Below are 25,357 nucleotides of genomic sequence, written 5' to 3'. Positions count from 1 at the left end.
CCAAAAGTTATAAAAACTTCCGGGGCAGTCGCTTTTTGGTATGATTGGTATAGCTTCCGTTTTATATCAAAGGGAATCTTTGTTGATATCTTCTTCCATGTCAGCTTCTTCGTCTACGGGTTTATCAACCGATGGTTCATCTGGTAGTTCATCCGGATTTTGCTCTGTTTTATTTTCGCTCACATACGCTGCCTCTTCTTCCTCTGCAACTTTTTCATCTACATCCAATGCAGCTGCTGCTTCTTGATTATCTGACAGATAATAATCCGAGTCATCGAAATCATTATCTTTTGTTTCTGCTTCATCTTTATCTTCATCTTCATCTTCGTCATGTAAATGATCCTCATCTAAATTGAATTGACTGACTTCAGCTGCAAGTTCCTGAGAAAGCCCCTGTAAATCGACTGCAGACTGATTCACCTCTTCAATGGATTGGGCTTGTGTTTCACTTGAAGCAGCAACTTCTTCTGCTGTTGCAACTGCTTCTTCCGAAATGACGCTGATTTGCTCCATTTTTTCCCGTAAATCATTGTTGGCGCTATCTACATCCTGCAGGGAATCTTTTACTCCTTTAATTTTATCATTCATATTATAGATATGGTTTGCAATCCGGTGGAAAGCATCTTTTGTCTGACCGACTGCCGTCGACTGTTCCTGCTGGTACGTGTCAAACTTTCCTGCTTCTGTAGTCAAATTATTCATTTGGCCATGCATTGCTTTGACCAGCTGCTGAATTTCCTGTGCCTCATGCTTTGATCTCTCTGCCAGTTTGCGAACTTCGTCAGCGACTACAGCAAAACCTTTTCCACTTTCTCCAGCACGCGCTGATTCGATTGCAGCATTCAGGGCCAGCAAATTCGTACTGTCGGCTATTTCTTCAATTGCCGATACAATCGATGTAATTTGTTTGGATTGATCAGCAGCCTGTTTGACTTCTGAAGAAAGGTGTCCAGCCAGGTCAATAAAAGATGTAGACGTCCCTTCCAGGGTTTTCATGGTTTCAAGACCAGTGTTACCTTCTTTTTCAGCCAATTCCAGTGCGTGTGAAATATCTTCTGCCGCATCGTTCGTATTGGATATAGCCCCAGATACTGCTTCTATCAACTGGGAACTTTCCTCTACACGTAAAGCTTGATTTTGCGAACCAGCAGCAACCTGATTAATCGCTTCATTTACTTCTTCCGTCTGTGCCGATGACTGTTCACTTATGGCTGCAAGATTGGTTGATGAATCACTTAATACTTTGGAAGCATTGTTCACTTTTAACATCGACTGTTCCATTTTTTGAGCCATTGCATTGAAAGTTACTGCCAACTCGGCCATTTCGTCCTTCGTAGTAATTGGCACTCGATAGGCCAGATTACCATCACCGATAATTTGTGCTCCTTCTTTCAGGGAGCTGATGGAACGGCCAATCGAGCGGATAAGGATCAAGCCAATAATGCTCATCGTCAGTAAAGCAAGGACGCCCAGAATGATAAATAGTGTCGTCATGTTTTGCCGTGCACTGGCCTGATCAGCCGAAAGTTTGCTGTTAATCGCTTCTGCTTCCGTTTTCACCTTTTCAACCTGGGAAGAAACATCATCAGCTACTTTGGAGAAAGACTCGGTTATAGCAGCGGACTGTGTTTTGGTATTGGCGATTGTATTTAATGATTGCTGGTATTTCAGTAAACCGCTGCTGATTTCGGATGATTGGTCTTCACTTAATTCCGAGTCTTCAATCAAATCGGAAAAGGAACGCGTCGCTTCGGTGAGTTTTCCCTCTGCTTCTCCGTCTTTCCCTTGTTCTATGTACTCCTTCTCCAGCACTTTGATTTCCATCAAGGCACTTGCCAGTTCGGGGCTGTCTAGACCATCCACTAACTTTTCAAATTCACCAAAGGTTTCATTGATTGTTTGGAGAAGTCCTTCTTCTTCCGAGAAACCGACCATACGATACATATTGACCATAGGGTCCATTTGTTCTTTGTATTTCGCTGCATTTTCAGAAATGGCGGTAAAATTTTCTGCGATTGCCTGATAGTTTTTGTGTTCTTCAGCAAAGCTACTGGCAGAACTTTCTACATCGCTGATTGCTTTTTCCATTTCTTCTGCACTTTCCTGACCAGGTGACGCAAGGAATTGTTGTTCCTTTTGCCTAGTAAGCGCCATTTCGTATCTGATTTCGTCACTATGCATGAGTGCATTTTGTACTTCTGCTTTTTCTTCCTCCCATTGTGAATGTTTGTTCAGAAAATAACCTGCGAATACGCCGAGAAAAACAATGCTGATTACGGATAGCCCCAATATCAAGCGCACCCGATTTCGGATAGATCCCACGTATAGGCCCCCTTTTGTCTATTTCTGTGATTTGCAAGATCTGTCGTAATAGGTCATTTTGCGTAAGACAGAAATGCTACTATATGACTAATTATAGAGTTATTCGAATAGAAAGACAATTAATCTTTTGAAAATTGTCAATAAAATAAACAGAATTGTCTTGTCAGGCCAGATTGTGTAAGATGATATTTAGGAATCTTGCAAAGGAGACGGGAAAATGAAAGAGTTTTTGCGTAAAAAAGGAGTCACGCTTTCAGTCAAAGATTACTTCATAACCGCATTAAGTTATATGGCATTAGGGCTTTTTTCCTCTCTCATCATTGGAACGATCATCAACACGATCGGTGTTCAATTACATATTCATTCCCTTGAGGAAATGGGAAGCTTCGCGATGGAAACCAAAATCTGGGGAGGGGCGATCGGCACTGCGATTGCATACGGACTGAAAGCACCTCCGCTTGTTGTTTTCGCCTCTCTGTTCAGTGGTGCTTTTGGCGCAGAGTTGGGTGGACCGGCCGGGAGTTATGTTTCTGCATTGTTGGCCACCGAAATAGGAAAAATCATTTATAAGGAAACAAGGCTGGATATATTGCTTACACCTTTTTTAACCATTGCCACAGGATTTTTTACGGCCAAATTTATCGGTCCGCCAATACAGACGGCGCTTTCATGGTTTGGAGAAATTATCAACTGGTCCACCGAACAGCAGCCTTTGATTATGGGAATAATCGTTGCAGTTTTGATGGGGTGGGCACTGACCGCACCGATTTCCAGTGTGGCTATTGCTTTGATGCTGTCACTGGAAGGGCTTGCTGCTGGAGCTGCGACTGTAGGCTGTGCTGCGCAAATGGTCGGATTTGCAGTTGCCAGTTATCGTGATAACGGACTAGGCGGTTTGCTGGCACAGGGTATCGGGACATCCATGCTGCAAGTCGGGAATATAATCAGGAAGCCGATTATATTATTGCCGCCTACTATCGCTGGAGCGCTGTTGGCTCCGTTTGCGACAGTCGTTTTTTCGTTAGTCAACAATCCTTCCGGAGCTGGTATGGGAACCGCCGGTTTTGTAGGACAAATCATGACATTCGAGTCAATGGGGTTCAGTTGGGAAACTTTTTGGATTGTTCTTGGTTTACATATTGCAGGCCCGGCTGCTATAAGTTTAGTTGTTGCTGAACTGCTTAGGAAACGGGGCTGGATTCAAGCGGGAGACATGAAAATTGATTATGAATAAAAACGTGCTATCATGAAGGACGGAGGTGTCGGTTGATGGAAAAACTAGAATCGAACCAGGCTTTTTCACAGTGGAAGAACGAAAAGTCCATCTTTATGTTTTCAGCGGACTGGTGTCCTGATTGCAGGGTGATTGAGCCTTTGCTGCCGGAAATAGAAGCAGAATACGAAGAGTATACTTTTATCTATGTAGATCGGGACGAATTTATCGACTTATGTGCCGAATTGGACATTTTCGGTATTCCGAGTTTTCTAGCCTTTGATCAAGGAAAGGAAATTGGCCGTTTTGTCAGCAAGGATAGAAAAACGAAAGAAGAAATCGAGGCATTCATCGAAAAGTTACCAGGAAAACAATAAAGACTTTTTGCTGCTTTCCCAGTTAAGTTGAAACAGGGAAAGCAGCTTGTTTGTTTGCAGACTTTTTTTATGAACATTAGCAGAATGCTTTCAGTTTATTGGAGGGCTTTTTAATGCTAAAATAATGAGTGGCAGTTTTGTTTCCGGAAGGAGGAACAGACAAGAATGAAAATGACCAGTATCAAAATGAAAAAGAAATTGGAAGAAAGAATGACAAATCCAGAATGGAATACTTCCTTTAATAGAGATAAAGATACATTTCGAATTGAATGGAAACATTCCCATCAAGGGATAACCATCACCATTCCCAATATCATTGCGAAATATGAACGGCGAGGCGAAGCGGCTTTAGATGAGCTTACAGATCATATTGAAGAGGCCCTGCGGATTATGAACCAGTCGAATGAGCTGAGCGGAAAAGAAAAAAACATCTTTCCTGTCATCCGTGCCACTTCTTTTCCGAAAAAATCAAAATCCGGAAAACGAATGGTAGTGACAGAGCATACCGCAGAAACACGTATTTATTATGCGCTTGATTTGGGAAAATCTTATCAGTTGATCGACCAGACGATGTTGGAGGAGGAGGGCTGGACACAGGAACGGCTCGAAGAAGTGGCAGCCTTCAATGTGCGTTCTCTTTCAACTGATCGTAAACATGATGAAGTGGCCGGCAACGATTTTTACTTCATGGCGAGTCAGGATGGTTATGATGCAAGCAGGATTCTTAATGAGTCGCTTCTCGAAGAAATGAAAGCGAACAGTAAAGGAGAGCTGGCGGTAGCAGTTCCGCACCAGGATGTATTGATTTTTGCCGACATTCAAAATAAAATGGGGTATGATATATTGGCGCAGATGACGATGAAGTTTTTCGCCGAAGGAAGGGTGCCGATCACTTCACTGCCTTTCATGTATGAGGACAAGCACTTAGAACCGGTCTTCATCCTTGCAAAAAACAAACCGGAAAATCAGAAGAACTCAGGAGAGGATGAATAAATAAATGGATGTATTTTACAATCCGAATGGAATCGGCGATGTCTTGATTGTTCCTATAAAACAAGGAGACCGCAATCACATCAATAAGGAAACATTCGGTAAAGTCGTGAAAATCACCGATGGACAAAGCGGAGTGTTGCTGGGTTACAATATTTTCGACGCTGCTTCCCAACTGTCTTTGACAGAAACCGGGAAAATAATGCTGACAGAGGAGTTGGCGGCCGGCATACAGGATGTATTTTCTCAAAACGGGCTGAAAGAGCCTTTTGACGTGGATTTGACCCCAAAATTCGTCGTCGGTTTTGTGAAAGAAAAACAGCCTCATGAAAACGCGGATAAATTAAGTGTCTGCCAGGTGGATACAGGAGATGAAACCTTGCAAATCGTGTGCGGAGCCCCGAATATTGACCAAAATCAGAAGGTGGTTGTTGCAAAAGTAGGCGCCGTCATGCCGAGCGGTATGGAGATAAAGCCGACCCAGCTAAGAGGTGTCGATTCTTTTGGCATGATTTGTTCTCAGAAAGAGCTCGGGCTTCCGGATGCCCCCAAGGAAAAAGGGATTTATGTCCTGGATGATGATTATCAAGTTGGACAAATTTTTGAATTTTGATTTTAAGAAGGCCTTTGCCCATCCAGATATGGGCGAAGGTTTTTTATGTGTAAGGAAATGAAATCAAGGGTTGTGACATATGAACTGGTACCAGAATGTTTTCAGCATATGGGAAGTGATGAATCAACGGACCCCGATCAGCAAGTTTTCTTTATGGTTTATAGGAAGAGGGCTTGCGCTATTCTTAAATTTGATTCATTTTATTTATCCAATTTGCCGGGAAAAACTGATAGAATAGTAAAGTAACTATTTATGAGAAAGAGTGAAGTCTATGTGGGAGCAACTAAAAAGAAAATTCAAACAGATACTGGCTGATGATGAGCCAGAAACAGAATCAATACCACAGGAAACAGACAGTCATGAGAATGGCAGCACCAATCATTTACATACGAGAGTATCCTATCAATATCCCAAAAATTCTTCCTTCAAATTCCCGGTAATTCCCGATCAGCAAGGTAAAGGGGAAGGAACAAGGCCCGCGTTTGAGCGAAGAAAATCAGAGAAAAAGTACAAATCCAATGATGTCAGTGAGAAGGAACAGAATTCAGACGTAGACAGACCACTTGTTAAAAGACAGCAAAACAAGGGGCCATCAAGGGTGGAACCTTTGGAATCGAAACAACCGTTCAAACTGACCGAGGTTCCGTCCCCGATTTACGGATTTCGCCAAGCCAAAAAGGACACAGATACACCTGCTTTTTTACGAAAGCAAAAAGAGGAAGGTGCAATGAGGGCGGACGCAAGTATGGATATCGACCATAGTGATGTGCAGGATCCAGGTGTGGAGCATGGACGACCAGAAACAACAGAGTTCACGCCGCGGCATTTCGATGACAACAGCTGGGATACAAAAAATGCCGAACTGGAAAAACATTTGGAACAAAAAGATATAACCATTGCTGAGGCTGAATCACTGCGGCTAATCGAAAAAGAAAAAGAGGAGACAGACGCTGCACCGGAAAAGGTCATCGAAGATAGAAACAAGACGGTTGAACCGTCAATAGAAAAAAACCAAGCAGGAGCTTTGGAAATAATGAGTGAGGAAAAACATGAAGAGCCTGCTGAGACGAAAGCGACTGACATCAGTGACCAAGGTGGAGCTAATCCCGAAACAGTGGAGCAGCCCGCTGAACAGGAGGTATCCGAAGAGAAACTAGTGGAACATAATGTCGAAGCAGTGGAAGCGCCGGTGAGGCCTAAAAGGACACCCTTCAATGTTATCATGACGCCAAGGGATAAGCGTAATCGCTACCGGCAAGAACGGAAAGAAGAGGCGCCTGTCAAAAAGGAGACTCAAGGACCGCCGGATTATTTACTTAACGATCCAGTCCAAAAATCACAGGAAAATCGTGAGTGGGTGAATCAACAAATCGAACTGCTGGAAACGACGTTAGCTCATTTCCATGTCAAAGCAAAAGTTGTCAATGCGATGAGCGGTCCAGCTGTGACGAGATTTGAGGTTCAACCTGAGCTTGGTGTAAAGGTAAGCAAAATCAAAAATCTCAGCGATGACATAAAACTGAATATGGCTGCAAGGGATATCAGGATGGAAGCTCCTATTCCCGGTAAAAACGCCATCGGAATCGAGGTGCCTAATCCTCAGGCACAAGCGGTCGGGCTGCAGGAAATCTTTTCAGCAGAAGCTTTCCGGAACGCAGTTTCTCCGCTTTCCGTTGCACTTGGTCTTGATATAGCCGGCAAACCGATTGTCACGGACCTGCAGAAGATGCCCCATGGTCTGATTGCCGGTGCAACTGGATCAGGGAAAAGTGTCTGTATCAATACCATTTTGATTAGTCTTCTTTATAAAGCTTCCCATAAAGATGTCAGGTTTTTGTTAATCGATCCGAAGATGGTAGAGCTTGCCCCTTACAACGAACTTCCACATTTGGTTTCTCCTGTCATAACCGATGTGAAAGCTGCCACATCGGCACTGAAATGGGCTGTTAACGAAATGGAAGAGCGTTACGAGAAGTTTGTCAAAGAAGGTGTGCGGGATGTTGAACGCTATAACCAAAAAATGAAACAGCAGCAGCGGGAAGAGGAACATCTCCCCTACTTGGTTATCGTCATCGATGAGCTGGCGGATTTGATGATGGTTTCCCCGCAAGATGTGGAAGATGCGATTTGCCGGATTGCTCAGAAAGCCAGGGCTTGCGGAATGCACTTATTGCTGGCAACACAGCGTCCTTCAGTCGATGTCATAACTGGCTTGATAAAAGCCAATATTCCGACACGTATTGCGTTCAGTGTTTCATCGCAAGTAGATTCACGTACGATCATCGATACCAATGGAGCAGAAAAATTGCTCGGCAGGGGCGATATGCTCTTCTTGGAAAATGGTTCGGGTCAGTCGGTCAGAATTCAAGGTGCCTTCGTCTCGGATGAAGAAATAGAACGGGTGACGAATTATGTAAGAAAACTGGCACCGACTGACTACTTGTTTGAACAGGAACAGCTGTTAGAACAAGTGAACGTCGAAGAAGATGAGGATGAATTGTTCAACGAAGCAGTGGCATTCGTCCTTCAGCAAAACGGTGCAAGTGCTTCTTTGCTGCAACGGCGATTCAAAATCGGCTATAACCGTGCAGCACGGCTGATCGATTATATGGAATCGCATGGAATCATTTCTGAACAAAAAGGAAGCAAACCGCGGGATGTCCTGATATCCAGTGCTCAAGCCGAGGATTATCTGGAAGAATCTTATAAGTGAAACGGGGCCGGGACAAAAGCAGCGGGACCGAAATAAAAACCGATCACTTAATTGGATAAAAAGAAGTCTATCAAAGGATTATATAAATAATAACCGAACGATTCGATTAGTGTTCAGAATTCGTTCGGTTTTTGCTTTGATGGCCACCCTTTTGTCCCGACCGTCAATTCTGTCCCGGCCAGTCAGGAATCGGAAGGAAATAACTTGTCCTGAGCTTCAGCTTCTTATATGATAGAGAATGAACTATTATCATGGCTAACGACAATCTCTAAGGAGTAATTGAACATGAAAGAAATAACGCAAAAATTAAACGGCGAAATAAGCCGTTTAACGAATAAAACATTCAAATTCGATGAACGAGTCAAAGAAGGCTGGTTTTCGGCAGTCTACTTTTTAAAAACGAGGGAAATTGCCAAAAATAAAGTGCCTGACAACTATGTGACCATGCAATTTTTTCAAAAAGATCATGCTGTTTTGTGCGGTACAGATGAAGCCATCGCATTGCTGCACACCTTTGCTGATCATCCGGAGGACTTGGAAATCCACTCCTTGAAAGATGGAGATAAAATAAGCCCGTTTGAGTCGGTTTTGACGGTTACTGGGCCATATCAATATTTCGGATATTTAGAAGGCATTATTGATGGAATACTGGCCAGAAGAACGTCAGTTGCCACGAATGTATATAATGTGGTAAAAGCTGCAAGGACATCCGGCAAGCAAAAGCCTGTCGTCTTCATGGGAGACCGTGATGATCATTTCACACAACAGGCTGGAGATGGCTATGCTGCCTTTATCGGTGGATCTACAGCCCAGGCGACCCATGCCATGAATGAATGGTGGGGAAAGCAGGGAATGGGCACAATGCCTCATGCTTTGATCCAAATGTTTGAAGGGGATATCGTAGAAGCTTCTAAAGCCTATCACCAGCTCTATCCAGAAGATGACTTAATGGCACTTGTGGATTACAATAACGACGTGATAACCGATTCTTTAAAAGTTGCCCGTGAATTCGGCGAAACATTAAAAGGTGTCCGTCTTGATACATCACGGACACTCGTGGATAAATATTTCCTGCGCAATCAACATTTGATGGGCACCTTTGACCCAAGGGGCGTGAACCCTGAATTGGTCTTTGCGTTGAGACGTTCTTTGGATGAAGAGGGATTCCAGCATGTTAAAATCATGGTAAGCGGCGGTTTTACCGAAAGCAGGATAAAAGAATTTGAAGAGTTGAAGGTGCCGGTGGATATGTACGGGATCGGTGGTAGTCTGTTGAAAATCAATATTGGATTCACCGGGGATAATGTGTTGTTGAATGGCAAACCACAAGCGAAAGAGGGCAGACGCTACCGTCCAAATCCGCGCCTCGAAAAAGTAGACTTTGTCGGTCCGGACCAGTAGGATAGTTTGAAACCTATATTATCGGGGAAATCTTTGTTATCGAGCGGAATCGATAACGGTATATAGATGTACACCAATACGTACATAAAGAGATAAAATTATGACTCATTTTGGAGGTACTGTTTTATGACAACTTACCATTTCATTGGTATTAAGGGGACGGGAATGAGCGCGTTGGCACAGATCCTGAGCGATTCGGGGGAAGCTGTTCAAGGTTCTGATATAGAGAAACGGTTCTTTACCCAGGAAGCCCTTGAAAGAAAAAATATACCCATCATGCCGTTTTCAAAGGAGAATATTAAAGAAGGGTTGACCATCATCGCAGGTAATGCCTTCAAAGAGGATCACGAGGAAATTCAAGAAGCCAAGCGCCTTGGTCTTACGTATTATCGTTATCATGAATTTCTCGGGGAATGGCTGAAGCAATACACTAGTATTGCAGTCACAGGTGCTCACGGCAAAACATCGACCACCGGTCTTCTGGCACACGTACTGAAGGAAACATACCCAATTTCTTATTTAATTGGCGATGGATCGGGAATGGGGCATACAGATAGTAAATATTTTGCTTTCGAGGCTTGTGAATATCGCCGTCATTTTCTTGCTTATGAGCCAGATTATGCAATCATGACCAATATCGACTTTGATCACCCGGATTATTTTCAAAGCATCGACGACGTCATCGATGCCTTTCAGCAAATGGCTTACCAAGTCAAGAAGGGGATCATCGCCTGTGGCGATGACGAATACTTACAAAAACTGCAGGCGAAAGTGCCGGTCCTTTATTATGGACTATCGGACTCCAATGATTTTCAGGCTCAAAATATTGTAGAGACAGAAAACGGGACTTCGTTTGATGTATTTGTCCGCAACACATTTTACGACACATTTACAATCCCGGGTTATGGCAACCATCATGTGTTGAATGCGCTTGGAGTGATTGCACTTTGCCACTATGAGGACATGAAGACAGAAGATATTAAAAAAATCAGCACCTTTAGCGGCGTCAAACGCCGGTTTACGGAAAAACAGATTGGTGCCCAAGTGTTAGTGGACGACTATGCCCATCACCCTAAGGAAATTGAGGCGACAATTGAATCCGCCAGGAAGAAATATCCAAATAAGTCAGTTGTGGGTATTTTTCAGCCCCATACTTACACACGTACGCAAAAGTTCCTGCAGGAATTTGCTGATAGTTTGAAGCAGGCGGACAAGGTATTTCTTTGTGATATTTTCGGATCTGCCCGGGAAGATAATGGCAACCTGACGATCAATGATCTTCTTGAACGGGTGGATGATGCGTCTTTATTGGAGATGGATCATACAGATATACTTAAGGAGTATGAGGATAGTGTCCTGATATTCATGGGGGCAGGAGATATTCAGAAATTCCAGCAAGCCTATGAAGAAGGCCTTAAACATACGAAACAGTAATATGTTTTTTGGAGACAGGATTTTTATCACATGATATCGAATGGATAACAGGGAGAGAAAAGATTCTCCCTGTTATTTTTTTGAAAGATAGGAAAGGATAAGCAGCGGCGGGCTGTCTGGTCAAGGCGCTTTAGCTCCATCTCCGAGGCTGATTTATGCAGCACAAACTGCCGCCAGGATTTTGGTTGAAAGGTTCCGCCAAAAAAGACAGCTAGGTGTGAAGCAATGTTCAACCGTTTTTGCAGCATGCAGCATGCTGATTGCTTTCTTTCCGACGGTGCTAATAGTAAACTTTAAGGTGTTTACTTTTGTCGCTTTAGGGTATATTGTTCCCATATGAGGAAATGAATACTTCTGTTGGATTCTTATCCAGTAGGGTTTTCCTATTGCAGCAAGCATTTACCAATTACATAGGAAAAGGAGTTGAAGTTGACATGGAAAACTTACTTTATATTGCGGCTTTGATTGCGGCAATAGCTTTTGCAGTTTTAGTAGTTTATTTAGCGATGGTACTGAAGGCAGCACAGCGTACGTTGAATGACGTTGCTTCCACGTTGGAAGGACTGGAAAAACAGATGGAGGGTATTACAACTGAGAGTACGGCCTTGTTAAATAAAACGAATAAGCTTGCAGAAGATATTAATGATAAGTCTCAAAAATTAAACACTCTTGTCGACGGAGTGAAGGGTATTGGGGAATCTGTGAAAGAATTCAACAATACTATCCGCTCTGTATCCAGCAAAGTAACAGTAGTTGCCGAGCAAAACAAAGAAACAACGGCACAGGCGATGAATTGGGGTACGGTCGTCATGAATTTGTGGAAACAAAGAAAAAACAATAAAAACGTCTAACGGGAGGAATGATGATGGCGAATCAGCCAGAACAAAACCAAAATGTAAATGGGAAAGACTTTCTGATTGGTTCTATAATCGGCGGTGTGGTCGGTGCTTCTGTGGCACTACTGTTTGCTCCTAAATCTGGCAGCGAACTCCGCAGCTCATTGAATGAGAACGCTGGTTACGTGAAAGACCGTGCAAACGAGTGGAAAGACGTTGCATATGAAAAAAGCTCTGAGTGGCGGGAAAAAGCGACAGTCAAATCGCAGGATTTAACAAAGATGATGAAAGACACAACCGATTCTTTCAAAAACCGAAGAAAAAATTCCGACGAGGAAGCTGAGAAAGCAGCTGAAGAAGTAGCACGGGCAATTGAAGAAGCTGCTGATGAAATCGAAAAAGAACAAGAAGGAAGCAAAGCATAATAAGTCAGGCTGCAGCGAATGATTGATGCTGCAGCCTGACTTATTGCGTTTAACAGATGGAAAAAGCGGGTACCACTCTTTAGTTTACTTCTCTTTTAAAAGATAGTTCTGCGGTCGTCCTCCAAATTGGAGGATTTCGTGGCACTATTGGAATTGCAAGACTAACTCATCGTGAGGCGCTAATTCGTCAAAAAAAGCTGCTGGTTCTCCATTTTTGTATATGTGGAAATTTCCGGTAGCTTCTGCCAAATTCACCGTGGCGAATCGAAAAATATCCTGAAAGATAAACGGAGTGTGTGGTATTTTTTCGATGGAAAGATGGTCTCTCGGATTGATTGTGTCTTCTTCCGTCAACTCCCTGCTATTCCTGGTCACCTTTATAGCCGGCTTTTCCAATTCCAGTTTTTCCCCATTGAATGTAATGGGAAGGTAGTACTTCATTTTCAATTGCATTTTTTCCAAGATATGCTGGACAGTCGGATTTTGGCTGCTGGTGTACGTAATACTGTCTCCGTTTTTAATTTTGTCTTCCAATTGTGCCGGTCGATTGTTTTTCTGCAAATAGGCTGGTATGTTATCAAGGAAAAGCTGATTTCCATTTACGAACACAGTAAAGTCTTCTGTGCCCTCGAGCCACTCTTCCCGTCCGGCAAATAGAAGCACATCTCTAACGGTTTTCACCGTTTCCACCCTTACGGCATCCCGGTCCGTCAATTTTGTATCCAGTCCAGCTTCTATGTCGTTAACGAGGACCTTCGTTTCCATTTCTAATTCCATCCCATTTAATGACAGGTTAGTTTTCGGTATCTCGCCAAGCAGTTCGCCTACAGTTATATTTGGCGGGGACCCATCATTTCCTTTTTCAACCACCAATTTATCTCCATGCTTAATGGGAGCATCGATTCGGGCTGTCTCGTCGTTAAGCCATAAAGAAGGAGGGGTGCCGTAGCTTCCGGGAATCGTGACTTCTTTTCCGTTCACCGACACGATGGCAGCCATGCCCGGCAGCCCATATAGTTTATCGACGTTGATACCGGCAGCCAATAGACAGTCGGCAGCAGTGAGCTGTTTCATATCAAATAAGCGTACAGCTCTTTCGTTGACCGTCACACTGATGTAATGAACCGGATTTTGTTTGGCCGCTATCGCTATGCCGATTGGTGTTACAAATGCCGGACCGCCAGGAAGATTCTCCGTTTTGTTCAAAGCAGGTATTGCCTCGCTTCCTCTTATTGCCACTCGGTTTCCCGGCAGTTCCAATTTAGAAGCCAGTCTACTGGTGATTTCCGGTGTCAAACTCCCGCCGCCCACCAGCATGACAGCCTTCGGGGCGTGACTATTCAAAGTGAGGATTTCAGCTTGAATCGATTCTGCCAAGGCGTCAATTTCTCCAGAAATCGCTGTGACAACCTCTTCATAAGTAATAGTTTGTTCGAATCCCAGAATGTCCGTGATAGTAACTTCTTGTTGTTCGCTCAATTCCCGTTTCATTTGTTCCGCCTGAGGAAAATCCAAAAGGAAATGTTCACTAAGCGCTTCAGTTATTTCATCCCCTGCCTGTGGTACCATTCCATAAGCAGAGACAGTTCCGTCGTCTGTTAAAGCAATATCGCTTGTTCCGGCACCGATATCTACTAGCGCGACGTTGAGCTTTCTCATAGAAGCCGGAATCAATACGTCTATAGCCGCAATCGGCTCAAGCGTCAATGCCTGCATTTCCAGTCCTGCTCTTGTAAGAGAGGAAATCAAAGATTCAACGACGACTTTTGGCAAAAAGGTGGCGATGATTTCAACCGAAGCGGTCTTTCCCTGTTGATCGATCAAGGATCCGATCGTCTGTTCATCTAATTGGTACCTGATCACAGAGTAACCGACACAGTAATATTCCGTGCTGGTATCTTCCATGTCCTCATTAGCCAGGGCATACTGTGCCTTCTGTACGGCAGAAAGTTCTAAAAACAATATATCTTCCTTGCTCATAAGCGGCTGCTGATCAATCTCTTTGGCCACATCAGTCCTTTTTGTTTTCAGTGCCCTTCCTGCTGCTGCCACACATACACTTTTCAATGGACCGTGGCTGTCTTCCAAATGAAGCTTCACTTTTTCAATCGTTTCGGCAACCGCTACGACATCATGGATTTGTCCATCGAGCATTGCGCGTTCCTGATGCTCCTCCACATAATAATCAAGCAGCTGGTAATTTGGCCCTTTTTTCTCTAGAATCAGGCCGATTACGGTTCTTGTCCCTATATCCAGGGAGAATATTTTTTCCGTCATTGTCCGTATCCCCTTCAAGTGTTGAATAAAAAATCAAATATACGAAATTTTATAAATCTTACTAATGACAACAGGCAATATTTTAGCTATAATAATCCCTAATTATTAAAAATTAGTACATTATTATTCTATTACCTACTATTATTACATATTCAAGGGGGAGTTTGACAGTGAGTAATGAACAATTAGATCAATTGCGAAGCAAACTTGATCAAGTGAATCTAGATATTCTTGAATTAATCAACAAAAGGGCGGAGTTGGTTCAGGAAATCGGACAAATAAAGGAAAAACAAGGTGCTTATCGTTTTGATCCGGTACGGGAGCGTGCAATGCTTGACTTGATTACAGAACATAACAATGGTCCATTTGAGAACTCCACACTGGAAGCTCTATTCAAGGAGATATTTAAAGCAAGCTTGGAGTTGCAGGAGGATGATCATCGAAAAGCGTTGCTTGTTTCCAGAAAGAAGAAGCCTGAAGACACGGTTATCGATATCAATGGCGAAAAGTTCGGAGATGGCAATCGGCATTTCATTATGGGGCCTTGTGCAGTGGAAAGTTATGAACAGGTGGCGCAGGTAGCAGAAGCCGTCAAAAAGCAAGGCTTGAAGCTATTGAGAGGAGGAGCGTTCAAACCACGTACCTCCCCATATGATTTCCAGGGTCTTGGTTTGGAAGGTTTGAAAATTTTAAAAAGAGTTGCAGATGAATATGGGCTTGCTGTTGTAAGTGAAATCGTCAATCCGGCAGATATAGAGCAGGCGGTCGAGTACATCGATGTCATCCAAATCGGTGCCCGGAACATGCAAAACTTTGAATTGTTAAAAGCTGCGGGCGAGGTGAAAAAACCTGTCCTCCTTAAGCGTGGGTTGTCAGCTACGATTTCAGAGTTCATCAATGCTGCGGAATATATTATTTCCAAAGGCAACGGCGACATCATTCTATGTGAAAGAGGAATCCGTACCTATGAACGGGCGACCAGGAACACGCTGGATATTACCGCCGTTCCGATTCTTAAACAGGAAACGCACTTGCCTGTCATGGTAGACGTCACCCACTCGACCGGCCGCCGGGACTTGCTCCTTCCGGCAGCTAAAGCAGCACTTGCAATCGGATCGGACGGTGTAATGGCAGAAGTTCATCCAGATCCGGCAGTTGCGCTTTCTGATTCCGCCCAGCAGATGGATATTGAAACGTTCAATCGTTTCATGGCGGAACTGAAAAAATAATAAAATCAAGTTTCATCGCTTGGTCATATGGCCCTTGCCTGCTATTATATGGTGAGGGCTTTATTTTTTGTTTAAGCGGATACGTTTTTGTGGAAACTGGTAAAGAAGTGAGCATTTTGTTTGCAAACATTGCGGAACCTTGTAGAGTATCGTATTATTAATGAAAAGCAGTACGAGATATAGGAAGAGATATAGGAGGTTTTTACTTATGAATATTACAATATATGACGTAGCACGTGAGGCGAATGTTTCCATGGCTACTGTATCGAGGGTTGTAAACGGAAATCCGAATGTCAAGCCTGCAACCAGAAAAAAAGTGTTAAATACGATAGAGCGTCTCGGATATCGTCCGAATGCCGTAGCCAGAGGCCTGGCGAGCAAGAAAACGACCACGGTGGGCGCAATCATACCGGATATATCCAGCATCTTTTTTGCCGAACTTGCCCGCGGAATCGAAGACATTGCCACGATGTACAATTACAATATTATTTTGAGCAATTCCGACCAAAACAAAGACAAGGAACTCCATCTTATCAACACGATGCTTGAGAAACAAGTCGACGGGATTGTCTTTATGGGAGGTAAGATCACGGAAGAACATGTCCAGCAGTTCAAGACTTCCCCTGTTCCGGTTGCGCTTGCTGCGACAATTGATGAGACAGAGTCCACTCCTTCTGTCAATATTGATTATGAACAAGCTGCATATGAGGCGGCTTCTTTGTTGTTGGAGCATGGAAACGAGCATCCGGCTTTCGTGTCCGCACAGGAAGAAACGGAAATCAATACTCAAAAATTCAATGGCTATAAGCGTGCCTTGGAAGAAAAAAATGTAACCTTGAATGAAGAGTATGTTATCAAAGGGGATTATACGTATGATTCCGGTATGGAAGCCCTGGAACAGCTGATGGCCCTGGACAAAAAACCAACAAGTATTTTTGTCGCTTCAGACGAAATGGCTCTTGGCGTGATCCACGGTGCACAGGACAGAGGTTTGAAAGTACCGGAGGATTTGGAAGTCTTCGGGTTCGACAACACCCGTTTAGCAACGATGGTCCGTCCGACTCTGTCGACAATTGTTCAACCGATGTATGATATCGGTGCTGTGGCAATGCGTTTATTGACAAAATATATGAATAAAGAGGAAGTCACCGAACAGAATATCATTTTACCGCATCGAATCATTGAACGGAATTCGACCAAGTCCCAGTAATGACTTCTCCGGTGGTATATATAGAAGATTCAGTAGCCGTGTAACTGCCTTCGTTATCTTGTCAAAAAGTATGTATGGTGCATCAATTAATCGGGGAGAGAGAGTATGAAAAAAAGAGACATCCTGACTCCAGTCGGTATCACGTTGGGTTTTGTCATGCTTATGTTTGGAATTTTAGCAAGCGGTGGAAGCGGGGGAGTTCTTTCCTTCCTTCAAATTTCGTCGATTTTAATTGTCATCGGCGGATTGGCTGCAGCTATATTGATTAACTTCAATTTGGACCAGATTAAACTTACCAGGCATGTAATGAAAGAAGCTTTTACGAAAAGTGATACGAGCCTGCCAGAAATGATCCGCCTTTTCGTTCACTTGTCGGAGAGAGCGAGAAGAGATGGCCTGCTTGCTTTGGAAAATGAGCTGGAAGAAGTGGAAGATCCTTTTTTGAAAAAAGGTATCCTTCTTGCAGTGGATGGAATAGAACCTGAAGTAATCCACGATATCATGCATGCGGAAATCGTTGCTTTGGAAGAACGCCATCACAAAGGACGGCTTATTATAGAAAAGGCTGGAGAATATGCACCGGCATGGGGAATGATCGGAACTCTGATTGGACTTGTACTCATGCTCAATAATCTTCAAGATCCCGCTACACTGGGACCGAATATGGCTGTCGCTTTGTTGACGACTTTCTATGGAACCGTGCTGGCCAACTTGGTATTCATCCCGATGGCCGGAAAGCTTGAGAACAAGACGGAGGAAGAAGTCTTTCTTAAACAAATCATTATTGAAGGTGTCATCGGAGTGCAATCCGGACAAAATCCGAGAATATTGGAAGAGAAACTGGCCGCTTTTTTGTCCAATGATATGAAATACAAGACAGATGAAAAGGCGGAAGGTGCACTTTTGGGAGATTCCATTCATGAAGCTTAGAAAAAGAAGGCGGAAGGATAGGGGAGCACCGAAATGGATGGTTACATATGCAGATATGGTGACGTTGATCCTCGTTTTCTTTATCTTGTTATTTTCTATGTCTCAAATCGATTTGGAGAAATTTGAGGCGTTGGCAGAATCGTTCCGCAGCAGTAAGATTTTTGAACAATCACCGTCACCGATCCCGATGGAAAACCCTGCAGAAAATACCGATGCCAAGCAATCAGGCTTACAAATGGATGAATCGGATGAAAAAGAGGAGGAGCAAGACACTTCCGAACAGGATAAAGATTCAGCCGAGGATTTATTGCGCCAAGTGACAGCTTTTCTCGACAAAAATGATCTAAACAACGTGGTTACAGCTAGTCAGACCGAAGAAGGGGTTGTCCTTACTCTACAAGAAAAAGTCCTGTTCGATTCAGGGGAAGCAGATATTATCGAGGATGGGGAAGTGTTATTGGACAAGGTAAACATTTTGTTGAACACTATTTCCAATGACGTCAGGATAGAAGGGCACACTGACAACCGCCCAATATCGAATTATCGATTCCCGTCCAACTGGGAACTATCATCTGCAAGGGCGAGCCGGGTGGTACGTTATTTAATCGATAACGGCGATGTGGAAAAAGACCGTTTCAGTGCTGCCGGTTATGGTGATACTCGTCCGCTTGTGCCCAATGATTCTTCAGCAAACTGGGCCAAAAATCGCCGCGTGGAAATTGTGTTGCTCCAGGAAGCGGAAGAATAAGTCGAGTTGGAATGCTTTGTTATTTACGGAAACCCGAGCCCGATATACCAGGCTCGGGTTTTACTATGCCCAGAAGTCCCATGAATTCAACAATCGCCCTTTTGATATAAACTGCGAACTAACTATAACGGAAAATTCCATTACCTATTCAAAAAGGGTGTTACCCACCGCTTCGGTAGCATACTTCGCTTTCCGCGGGCACGGCCTCAGCTAACTTGGTAAAGAAAACCGCTTTACCAAGTGGATCTTCAGCTCGTGCTGTTCCCGCAGGAGTCTGCGCATGCTACCTGCGCTAAAAAGCAGGCTGATTAACGGGAAGCGTAGACTTTTTCCTTGAGAACCAACAAGCCATCTTAAAAACGTTTGTCAGGAAATGTGTACTTCTTTTCATAAAAGACAGTTGTAATTCCCACCTTTTCTCCTGTTCTTGGACTTTCTGCTTGTTTTCCTGGCAATGTCTTTTGAAGATACGGTGCATGGAGTACTTATGAATAAAAAAATTTCGAGGCGTTTCTAAACAGAAATGCTGTTCCTAGCGAAGAAAATACCTGTAGACTCCTACGGGAGGAAAGGCCTCGGTGAGATTCCGCAGAGCGCAAGCTCGAGGAAGCTCACCAGCCGCCCGCGGAAAGCGCAGGGTATTTTCGCAGCGTCGAACTCCAACTCAACAAAAATAGGAAGTCAAATAGACGCATTCAGACTATGTCGCAGTTTATATTTATTGTGAAAGCCTCTCTAGAGTATGATTGTTTTAAAATGCACCGTTTTGAAGCGTTTCAGTTATTGTTATACTGCCGCTTATTTCTGCAATATTGCAGACACTGATTAAGGGTCAAACGATTTTTTTCTGTTATTTCTTGTTTACGAGGAATCGGTTTGTACAACCCCTTTCCGTCTTGCCAATCATCAGGAAGTGAAACAGGTGACAACCTTTCCCACTTTACTTTCCAATCGGCAGGCAGTGGTCCAGTCAAAGTGTCCCCTGTCAGCATGACACTCCATAGTTGTCCCCATGCTCGGGGGACAACCCTCCAAATATCGTAACCGCCGCCCCCCAGGCCGACCCATTTACCATTACAATATTGCTCGGCAACTTCTTTTGCCAAGCTTGGAATGGCTTCAAACGTTTTCGTTGTGGAACATAGGTGGGTGAGCGGGTCATAGCAGTGGGCGTCAGCCCCATTTTGCGTGATGATGATTTCCGGCTGAAAGTACTCGGCCACTTCTTTGAAAGCGGATTCATATATAGATATAAAAGATTCATCTTCTGTAAAGGCATCAATAGGGAGATTGAACGTATATCCATAGCCGTTTTTAACCCCTCGTTCACTTGTGCTTCCCGTACCAGGAAACAAGTATCTGCCTGTTTCATGGATGGATAGCGTACACACATCCGGGTCATGATAAAAGAAGGATTGCACTCCATCTCCATGGTGGGCGTCCGTATCTACATATAAAACCCGCAATCCGTAATGTTCACGGATGTATTTGATAGCAACAGCAGCATCATTATATATACAAAAACCGGATGCCTTCCGTTTAAATCCATGATGTAGTCCTCCGCCTAAATTCAGTGCTTGAGGAGCCTGATTATTCAATACACTGTCTATGGCTGTCAGCGTGCCGCCTACCAATAGTGAAGCAGCCTCATGCATGCCGGAGAACATGGGCGTATCCTCGGTACCTAAACCAAACTGCCATGCTTCCTCTTGTTGCAATTGTCCATTTCCTGCTCGTTTGACGGCCTCGATGTACTGACGGTCGTGAACCAGTGCCAACTCATCCTCAGTAGCCAGTCTTGGTGGCACTATGTGATGATCAAACAGCCTGCCTTCCGCTTCTAAGAGTTCTTTTGTCATGACGACTCTTTGTTGGTTGAATGGGTGTTCGGCATTGAAATGATAGTCCGTATATGCGTTGGAATATATGAATAAAGGTTCTCGGATCATAAGGCAGGATCCTCTGCATCAGGTCCCAGCACTTGATAACCAGCTGCTTTTAAGTCAGCTTTGATCGGCAGCGGGTTCATGGTTTGAAAGCGAAAAACCAAAATCTTATATTGGCGATCATTTTTGTAAGGATATATCAGAACCGAAGTAATATTCACTTTTCGTTTTCCGAAAATGTTAGCCACTTCGGGTAGGATCCCTGCTCTGTCCGGTACTTTCACTTCTAATTGAGAACTTTGTACATGCGTACCGGTCAACTGAATGAGCGTGTACAGCATGTCTTTTTCCGTAACGATCCCGACAAGCTTGCTCTCACGGACCACGGGTACGCATGCAAATTCCTGTTCATAGAAGATAGCTGCTATCTCTTCTACGAAATCAAGCGGATGAACCGTCATTACAGGAGAGCTCATGATGGTGTGGATCGGATTATTCAATTCCTCCGAAATGTTATCTTTCCGAAAAATGGATGGACTGGCATCACGGACATCGCGATCCGAGACTATACCGACTACATGGTTCTCTAAATCTACTATCGGAATATGCCGGATGGGGCGCTCGTTCAATATTTTCAATGCTTCCGCTATGGTAGCCCCGGGAGTCAACGTGACCACTTCCGTTTTCATGATTTCTTCTACAAGCATGTTAGATTCCTCCCCTCAGAGAACGGTACTTTTCCCGCTGTAAAAAACGCAGCTTGTCAAACTGTTCAATCGATTTTTCCGGTACGTTTTTGCCGATTCTCACCATCAAGCAATTTGCAGGGTGGGAAACAATTTCCGGGTCATCTGTCGGAGCAGGTGTCAGTCCCCCCGCAAACATCATTTTCTCCATTACTTTTCGATAGTTCCAGACGCTTAATTTTGTTCCTTTTAAATCCCAGTGCCAGTAATATTCTGTTGAAATAATGATGAAATTCTCCATTTCTTCATCGAGCATGGAGACGCTTAAAAGATGGGACCCGATTTTGTTTCCGCGGTAGTCTGCTGCAATTTCTATGGCACCTAGCTCGATCAAATCCTCCATTTGGAACTCCGACCAGCGTTCAAGTGGGTCGGGATATAAATAGGTAACATATCCAATGATTGTATCGGCCGTCCTTGCAATAATAATACGGCCTTCCGGAAAATCAGCGATATCCTGCAGTGCGTCAAACTGCTTGTGAGCAGGACGGAAAGCATGAAGTCCTTCATGGAAATGGTAAGCTCTTAAATCAGAAGAAGGGAGTGGGCCTTCTACAATTATATTTCCCTGACTTGTTGCCACTTGCAGGGAATGACAGTTTTTTTTATGCTTCACCGTTTCACCACCTGTAAATACACTTTATATTCTCATTATACAGGAACTGCACTTGTTTAAAAACAGGAATGATAGACAAGGGCTAGGAGAAAGATGCCTCTGTTAAATGTGGTGGTATGCTTTTTCACTCCACCCTCTCTTTATCGAAAGGCTCACTCCAAAGAAATGGCTATTTTCCTTTGGCCGCAGAGGAACTAAACTTTCAGGATAGTGCCAAACTTTCCATTGAAAAATTCCAGTCTTAAAAGGAAAAGCCCCCAGCATGGTGATATCATGCTGGGGGCTTTTTGAAATCGATGGCCGCCTCATTTAGTCTATTCTTCTTGTTCCGCTAAGCCGTCTTCGTTTTTGTCTTCTTGATCATCCTGCTGATTGTTTTGATTTTCGGTCTGCTCATCGTTTTCTTGTTCGTTGTTATCTGACTGCTGTTCTCCATCATCTGAAGAAGAATCGTCCTGCTTATCCTTGTTGTCTTCCTCTTTCTTTTTTTTCTTGTCTTTTTTCTTATCAGCTTCTTTGTCCTTCGATTCATCCTTCAATTTCCCGATTTGAATCGTTTTGGAAGCAGAGGATTCCCGTCCGAAATAGTCCACTGCTTTCACCTGATACACTGCTCCTTTACTAGGAACAGTATAGGTTGAATCGGTGGTGTTTCCGATTAAACTGAACGAACCATCTTTACTTTCTGCACGGAATATTCGATAACCGACTACATCTTTGCTTGATGACTTTTTCCACTTCAGTTTTGTCCCGCTATTGGACAAGGAAGAAGGCGGCGAAGGGGCCTTTCCGTCATCAGAAATATCGGAAGAAGCACTGCTCCCTGCCGAGAAAGACACTTTATCCCAGGCTCCCCCAGCATTTCTTGGCTTCAATACAGATAAGTCACTTAACGTATCATACATGTTCACTTCGAGCCAGTCCGGATTCAAGGACACACCGTCACCGTCTGTGAATTCAGAAGGTGATTTGTCCCCGGCCTTCACGGACTTGCCGTCAACTTTAACAAAATCACCGCTAACAAGACTGTTATCTTCTTCGTCCGGTGCGAATTTGCTGTTGAATATATCAGAGCCTACCAGTCCGATATCTTTACATAAATCGGAAGGGGACATTCCGGAAGTGCGACAGAAAGAACGCTCTACAATATTGTCCGGCCTGTCGAACTTGTTGTCGGGAGCCATCAGGCTCGGATCGATCTCGGTGGCTGCGTTGACCAGTTCGGACCATAACCCGATGTTACGATTGCTGTATCCTGTACTACATGGATATTGAGCATTACAAGTCAATTCTTTCGGTGTATCATAGCCGATCCAGGTTCCCATCGTCACATTCGGGTTGGTGGCTACAAACCATGCATCCCACCAATCAACAGATGTACCTGTCTTGCCGGCCCAGTCGACGCTTCGGTTTGACAACATGGACTGCGTATAGGTAGCTGTCCCGCTGGTTAGTACATCCCGCATCATGTCTACCGTCAGATAACTGGTTTGCGGTGTGAAAACGTCCACCGGTTTGCTTTCATGCTCGTAAAGGACGTCGCCGTCTTTTGTTTCTATTTTATCGATCATATAGGCATCGACAAATTTGCCGTTGTTTCCGAAAGTGGAGAAGGCATTCACGTTTTCTTCAACGGTGACCCCTTCACCCAAGGAACCAATCGCCAGGGAAGCATTAGTATGGTCTTCTTCCGTAAGGGAGGAGAAGCCCATTTTTTCCAAATAGTTTGTTGCCGGGTCGCTGGAGACGATTTCCTGATACGTCGTGGCGGCCGGAATATTGTAAGATTTTTTCAGTGCTTCTCTTGCTGTGACAAGTCCGTGTGTAGTGCCTGTGTAGTTTTTTGGCCAATCTTTTGGAAGTTGTGGATACCTTGCATTCAAATGATGGTCAAGAACAATGGAGCCCGGCTGGATCACACCTGCTTCCATAGCTGGTCCATAGACCAATAAAGGCTTCATGGTACTTCCGTTGTTTCGCAATGTGTCCGTGGCATGGTTTACTTCTGACGTATCATAACCACGGCCGCCGAGGAAACTGATGATTTTTCCACTGCTGTTCTCAATCAGCATCCCTGCAGCCTGGACCGGTTCCATGATGGTTGTTTCTTCACCGGTTTCCGGGTCGATAACTGTCTGCGGCTTATCAGGGCCGTAATTATCGTATTCCTCGCCAATTTTTTGGAACGCATCATAGATTTTTTTATCGATGGTAGTATGAATCTTGTATCCTTTCCGCCGTAGATTGCGGTCTGCTAGAATACTATATTCCTCCTGCAGCGAGTCGTTGCTTGCAATGTCTTCTTCCGTGTATCCATCTTGCTCGGCAAGCTGTTTCATGATGATATCCTTGGCACGTTCTTCCACTTCATTGGTCAAGTAAGGATACTTGTCCAATGGAGTAGGCGTGGGTTCTGTAAAGTCAGCCGTGATATCGTAGTCGGAAGCTTTCTTGTATTCATCCTCGGTGATGTATTCAGCTTCCAGCATTCTGTTCAGGACGGTCTGCATCCGGTTCAAGCCTGGCTGAAGTGCATCTTCATCTTTTATTTCTCCTGTATTGGTAAAAGGTGTGTAGTAAGACGGACTTTGCGGAAGCCCGGCGATAAAGGCTGCCTGCGCAAGGTTGATTTCACTTGCTCCTACACCGAAAATTCCTTGTGCTGCTGTCTCAATCCCTGCAATATTGTCTCCGGATGCGTTTCTGCCAAAGGGGACAATGTTAAGATAGGCTTCCAGAATTTCATCTTTGCTAAGTGACTTTTCCAAGCGCATGGCCAGAAGTATTTCTTTCGCTTTTCTTTCAAAAGACACTTCGTTGGTTAGAATCTGGTTTTTGATTAATTGCTGGGTCAGTGTACTCCCGCCGGTTTTCACCGCTGAATTTGTCGCTTCTTGATATATTGCACGCAGAATCGCTTTTGGAACGACCCCGTTATGTGTTTCAAATTCGGAATCCTCCGTAGCGATGATGGCATCTTTCACATAATCCGATACTTTATCGAGAGTGGTTTCCTCCCGGTACAAGTCAGAGCGGATGTTTCCTAAGTATTTGTCATCAGCAAAATATAATTCCGATGTTTCTTCATAGTTATATATGTCTTCTTTCATGTTTTCTGCTGACCTTACCGGTTCATCCTTGACAAGTGAGGCAAAGTACCCAGCCCCTGTTCCACCTGCAAAAAACAATCCGATACATCCGATGATAATGAAGAAAAGAATGATATTCCAAACAACATCGTAAGTAATTCGAAAGTTTTTCTGAATCTTACCTGCCTGCCACCATTCCTTCACCTTATCTTTATATTTGACCGCAAAATTTTTTAGATTCACAGCAAAACCTCCTAAATATCAATCTATATTATAGCACAGCAGTCAACTTGCACGCAGGT

General features: G+C 43.9%; 19 protein-coding genes. 13 read left to right on the top strand and 6 right to left on the bottom strand.

All coding sequences use genetic code 11. The features are described from left to right. Positions 1-66: 66 nt before the first annotated feature. Positions 67-2,322, bottom strand: coding sequence for a methyl-accepting chemotaxis protein (locus ABVF09_RS06235; RefSeq protein WP_371068778.1), 2,256 nt, complete (start codon positions 2,320-2,322; stop codon positions 67-69). Positions 2,323-2,539: 217 nt separating this feature from the next. On the opposite strand from ABVF09_RS06235, the gene ABVF09_RS06230 reads away from it, so the two are divergent. The 9 genes from ABVF09_RS06230 to ABVF09_RS06190 all read left to right on the top strand — a co-directional run bounded on the left by ABVF09_RS06230 (position 2,540) and on the right by ABVF09_RS06190 (position 12,324). Further along, complete coding sequence (locus tag ABVF09_RS06230) at positions 2,540-3,556, top strand: PTS sugar transporter subunit IIC (protein WP_371068777.1); 1,017 nt, start codon at positions 2,540-2,542, stop codon at positions 3,554-3,556. A gap of 35 nt (positions 3,557-3,591) precedes the next feature. Then, positions 3,592-3,912 carry a thioredoxin family protein gene (locus tag ABVF09_RS06225; RefSeq protein WP_026569667.1) on the top strand — a complete coding sequence of 107 codons (321 nt, stop codon included), beginning with the start codon at positions 3,592-3,594 and terminating at the stop codon, positions 3,910-3,912. A gap of 165 nt (positions 3,913-4,077) precedes the next feature. Continuing rightward, positions 4,078-4,905, top strand: a complete 828-nt coding sequence (locus tag ABVF09_RS06220; RefSeq protein WP_026569668.1) for a DUF1444 domain-containing protein — start codon at positions 4,078-4,080, stop codon at positions 4,903-4,905. Between the two features lie 4 nt (positions 4,906-4,909). After that, positions 4,910-5,515 carry a YtpR family tRNA-binding protein gene (gene ytpR, locus ABVF09_RS06215; protein WP_026569669.1) on the top strand — a complete coding sequence of 202 codons (606 nt, stop codon included), beginning with the start codon at positions 4,910-4,912 and terminating at the stop codon, positions 5,513-5,515. A 271-nt stretch (positions 5,516-5,786) separates the two neighbouring features. Continuing rightward, positions 5,787-8,228 (top strand): DNA translocase FtsK, encoded by a 2,442-nt coding sequence (locus ABVF09_RS06210; RefSeq protein WP_371068776.1) that lies wholly within the window; start codon positions 5,787-5,789, stop codon positions 8,226-8,228. 285 nt (positions 8,229-8,513) lie between these two features. Continuing rightward, on the top strand, positions 8,514-9,629 hold the full coding sequence (locus ABVF09_RS06205) for a nicotinate phosphoribosyltransferase (RefSeq protein WP_035426657.1): 1,116 nt from the start codon (positions 8,514-8,516) through the stop codon (positions 9,627-9,629). 126 nt (positions 9,630-9,755) lie between these two features. Further along, entirely contained in the window at positions 9,756-11,063 is a 1,308-nt protein-coding gene (murC, locus tag ABVF09_RS06200) for a UDP-N-acetylmuramate--L-alanine ligase (protein WP_026569672.1), read from the top strand. A 434-nt stretch (positions 11,064-11,497) separates the two neighbouring features. After that, on the top strand, positions 11,498-11,914 hold the full coding sequence (locus ABVF09_RS06195; RefSeq protein ID WP_026569673.1) for a DUF948 domain-containing protein: 417 nt from the start codon (positions 11,498-11,500) through the stop codon (positions 11,912-11,914). A gap of 14 nt (positions 11,915-11,928) precedes the next feature. Continuing rightward, on the top strand, positions 11,929-12,324 hold the full coding sequence (locus ABVF09_RS06190; protein WP_081704478.1) for a YtxH domain-containing protein: 396 nt from the start codon (positions 11,929-11,931) through the stop codon (positions 12,322-12,324). A gap of 144 nt (positions 12,325-12,468) precedes the next feature. Here the strand turns inward: ABVF09_RS06190 and ABVF09_RS06185 are convergent, their stop codons facing one another. Continuing rightward, on the bottom strand, positions 12,469-14,601 hold the full coding sequence (locus tag ABVF09_RS06185) for a cell division protein FtsA (protein WP_371068775.1): 2,133 nt from the start codon (positions 14,599-14,601) through the stop codon (positions 12,469-12,471). 170 nt (positions 14,602-14,771) lie between these two features. Here ABVF09_RS06185 and ABVF09_RS06180 point away from each other — a divergent pair, with 170 nt between their 5' ends. The 4 genes from ABVF09_RS06180 to motS all read left to right on the top strand — a co-directional run bounded on the left by ABVF09_RS06180 (position 14,772) and on the right by motS (position 18,718). Beyond that, positions 14,772-15,830, top strand: coding sequence for a bifunctional 3-deoxy-7-phosphoheptulonate synthase/chorismate mutase (locus tag ABVF09_RS06180; RefSeq protein ID WP_026569676.1), 1,059 nt, complete (start codon positions 14,772-14,774; stop codon positions 15,828-15,830). 208 nt (positions 15,831-16,038) lie between these two features. Beyond that, a complete protein-coding gene (gene ccpA, locus ABVF09_RS06175; protein WP_153464827.1) occupies positions 16,039-17,040 on the top strand; it encodes a catabolite control protein A in 1,002 nt (333 codons plus the stop codon). A 105-nt stretch (positions 17,041-17,145) separates the two neighbouring features. Then, a complete protein-coding gene (gene motP, locus ABVF09_RS06170) occupies positions 17,146-17,970 on the top strand; it encodes a flagellar motor protein MotP (RefSeq protein ID WP_026569678.1) in 825 nt (274 codons plus the stop codon). Beyond that, positions 17,960-18,718, top strand: coding sequence for a flagellar motor protein MotS (gene motS, locus ABVF09_RS06165; RefSeq protein WP_153464823.1), 759 nt, complete (start codon positions 17,960-17,962; stop codon positions 18,716-18,718). The genes motP and motS overlap by 11 nt, the downstream gene beginning before the upstream one ends. A 776-nt stretch (positions 18,719-19,494) precedes the next feature. On the opposite strand, the gene ABVF09_RS06160 is transcribed toward motS, so the two are convergent. From ABVF09_RS06160 to ABVF09_RS06145, 4 genes are all read right to left on the bottom strand, one after another. After that, positions 19,495-20,667: an acetoin utilization protein AcuC gene (locus tag ABVF09_RS06160; protein WP_153464821.1), complete on the bottom strand. Its 1,173-nt coding sequence runs from the start codon at positions 20,665-20,667 to the stop codon at positions 19,495-19,497. After that, positions 20,664-21,311, bottom strand: a complete 648-nt coding sequence (locus ABVF09_RS06155) for an acetoin utilization AcuB family protein (protein ID WP_026771060.1) — start codon at positions 21,309-21,311, stop codon at positions 20,664-20,666. The genes ABVF09_RS06160 and ABVF09_RS06155 overlap by 4 nt, the downstream gene beginning before the upstream one ends. Before the next feature lies 1 nt (position 21,312). Next, the gene (locus ABVF09_RS06150; RefSeq protein WP_026771061.1) at positions 21,313-21,966 is read right to left on the bottom strand and encodes a GNAT family N-acetyltransferase; all 654 of its coding nucleotides are present in this window, start codon (positions 21,964-21,966) and stop codon (positions 21,313-21,315) included. Between the two features lie 314 nt (positions 21,967-22,280). Further along, a complete protein-coding gene (locus tag ABVF09_RS06145; RefSeq protein ID WP_371068774.1) occupies positions 22,281-25,298 on the bottom strand; it encodes a transglycosylase domain-containing protein in 3,018 nt (1,005 codons plus the stop codon). Positions 25,299-25,357: the final 59 nt, after the last annotated feature.

It is taken from the genome of Sediminibacillus sp. JSM 1682029 (assembly GCF_041366435.1).
GTDB classification, from domain to species: domain Bacteria; phylum Bacillota; class Bacilli; order Bacillales; family Amphibacillaceae; genus Sediminibacillus; species Sediminibacillus terrae.
The sequence above is the reverse complement of the archived record's forward strand: the minus strand, read 5'-3'. Positions and strand labels throughout refer to the sequence as shown.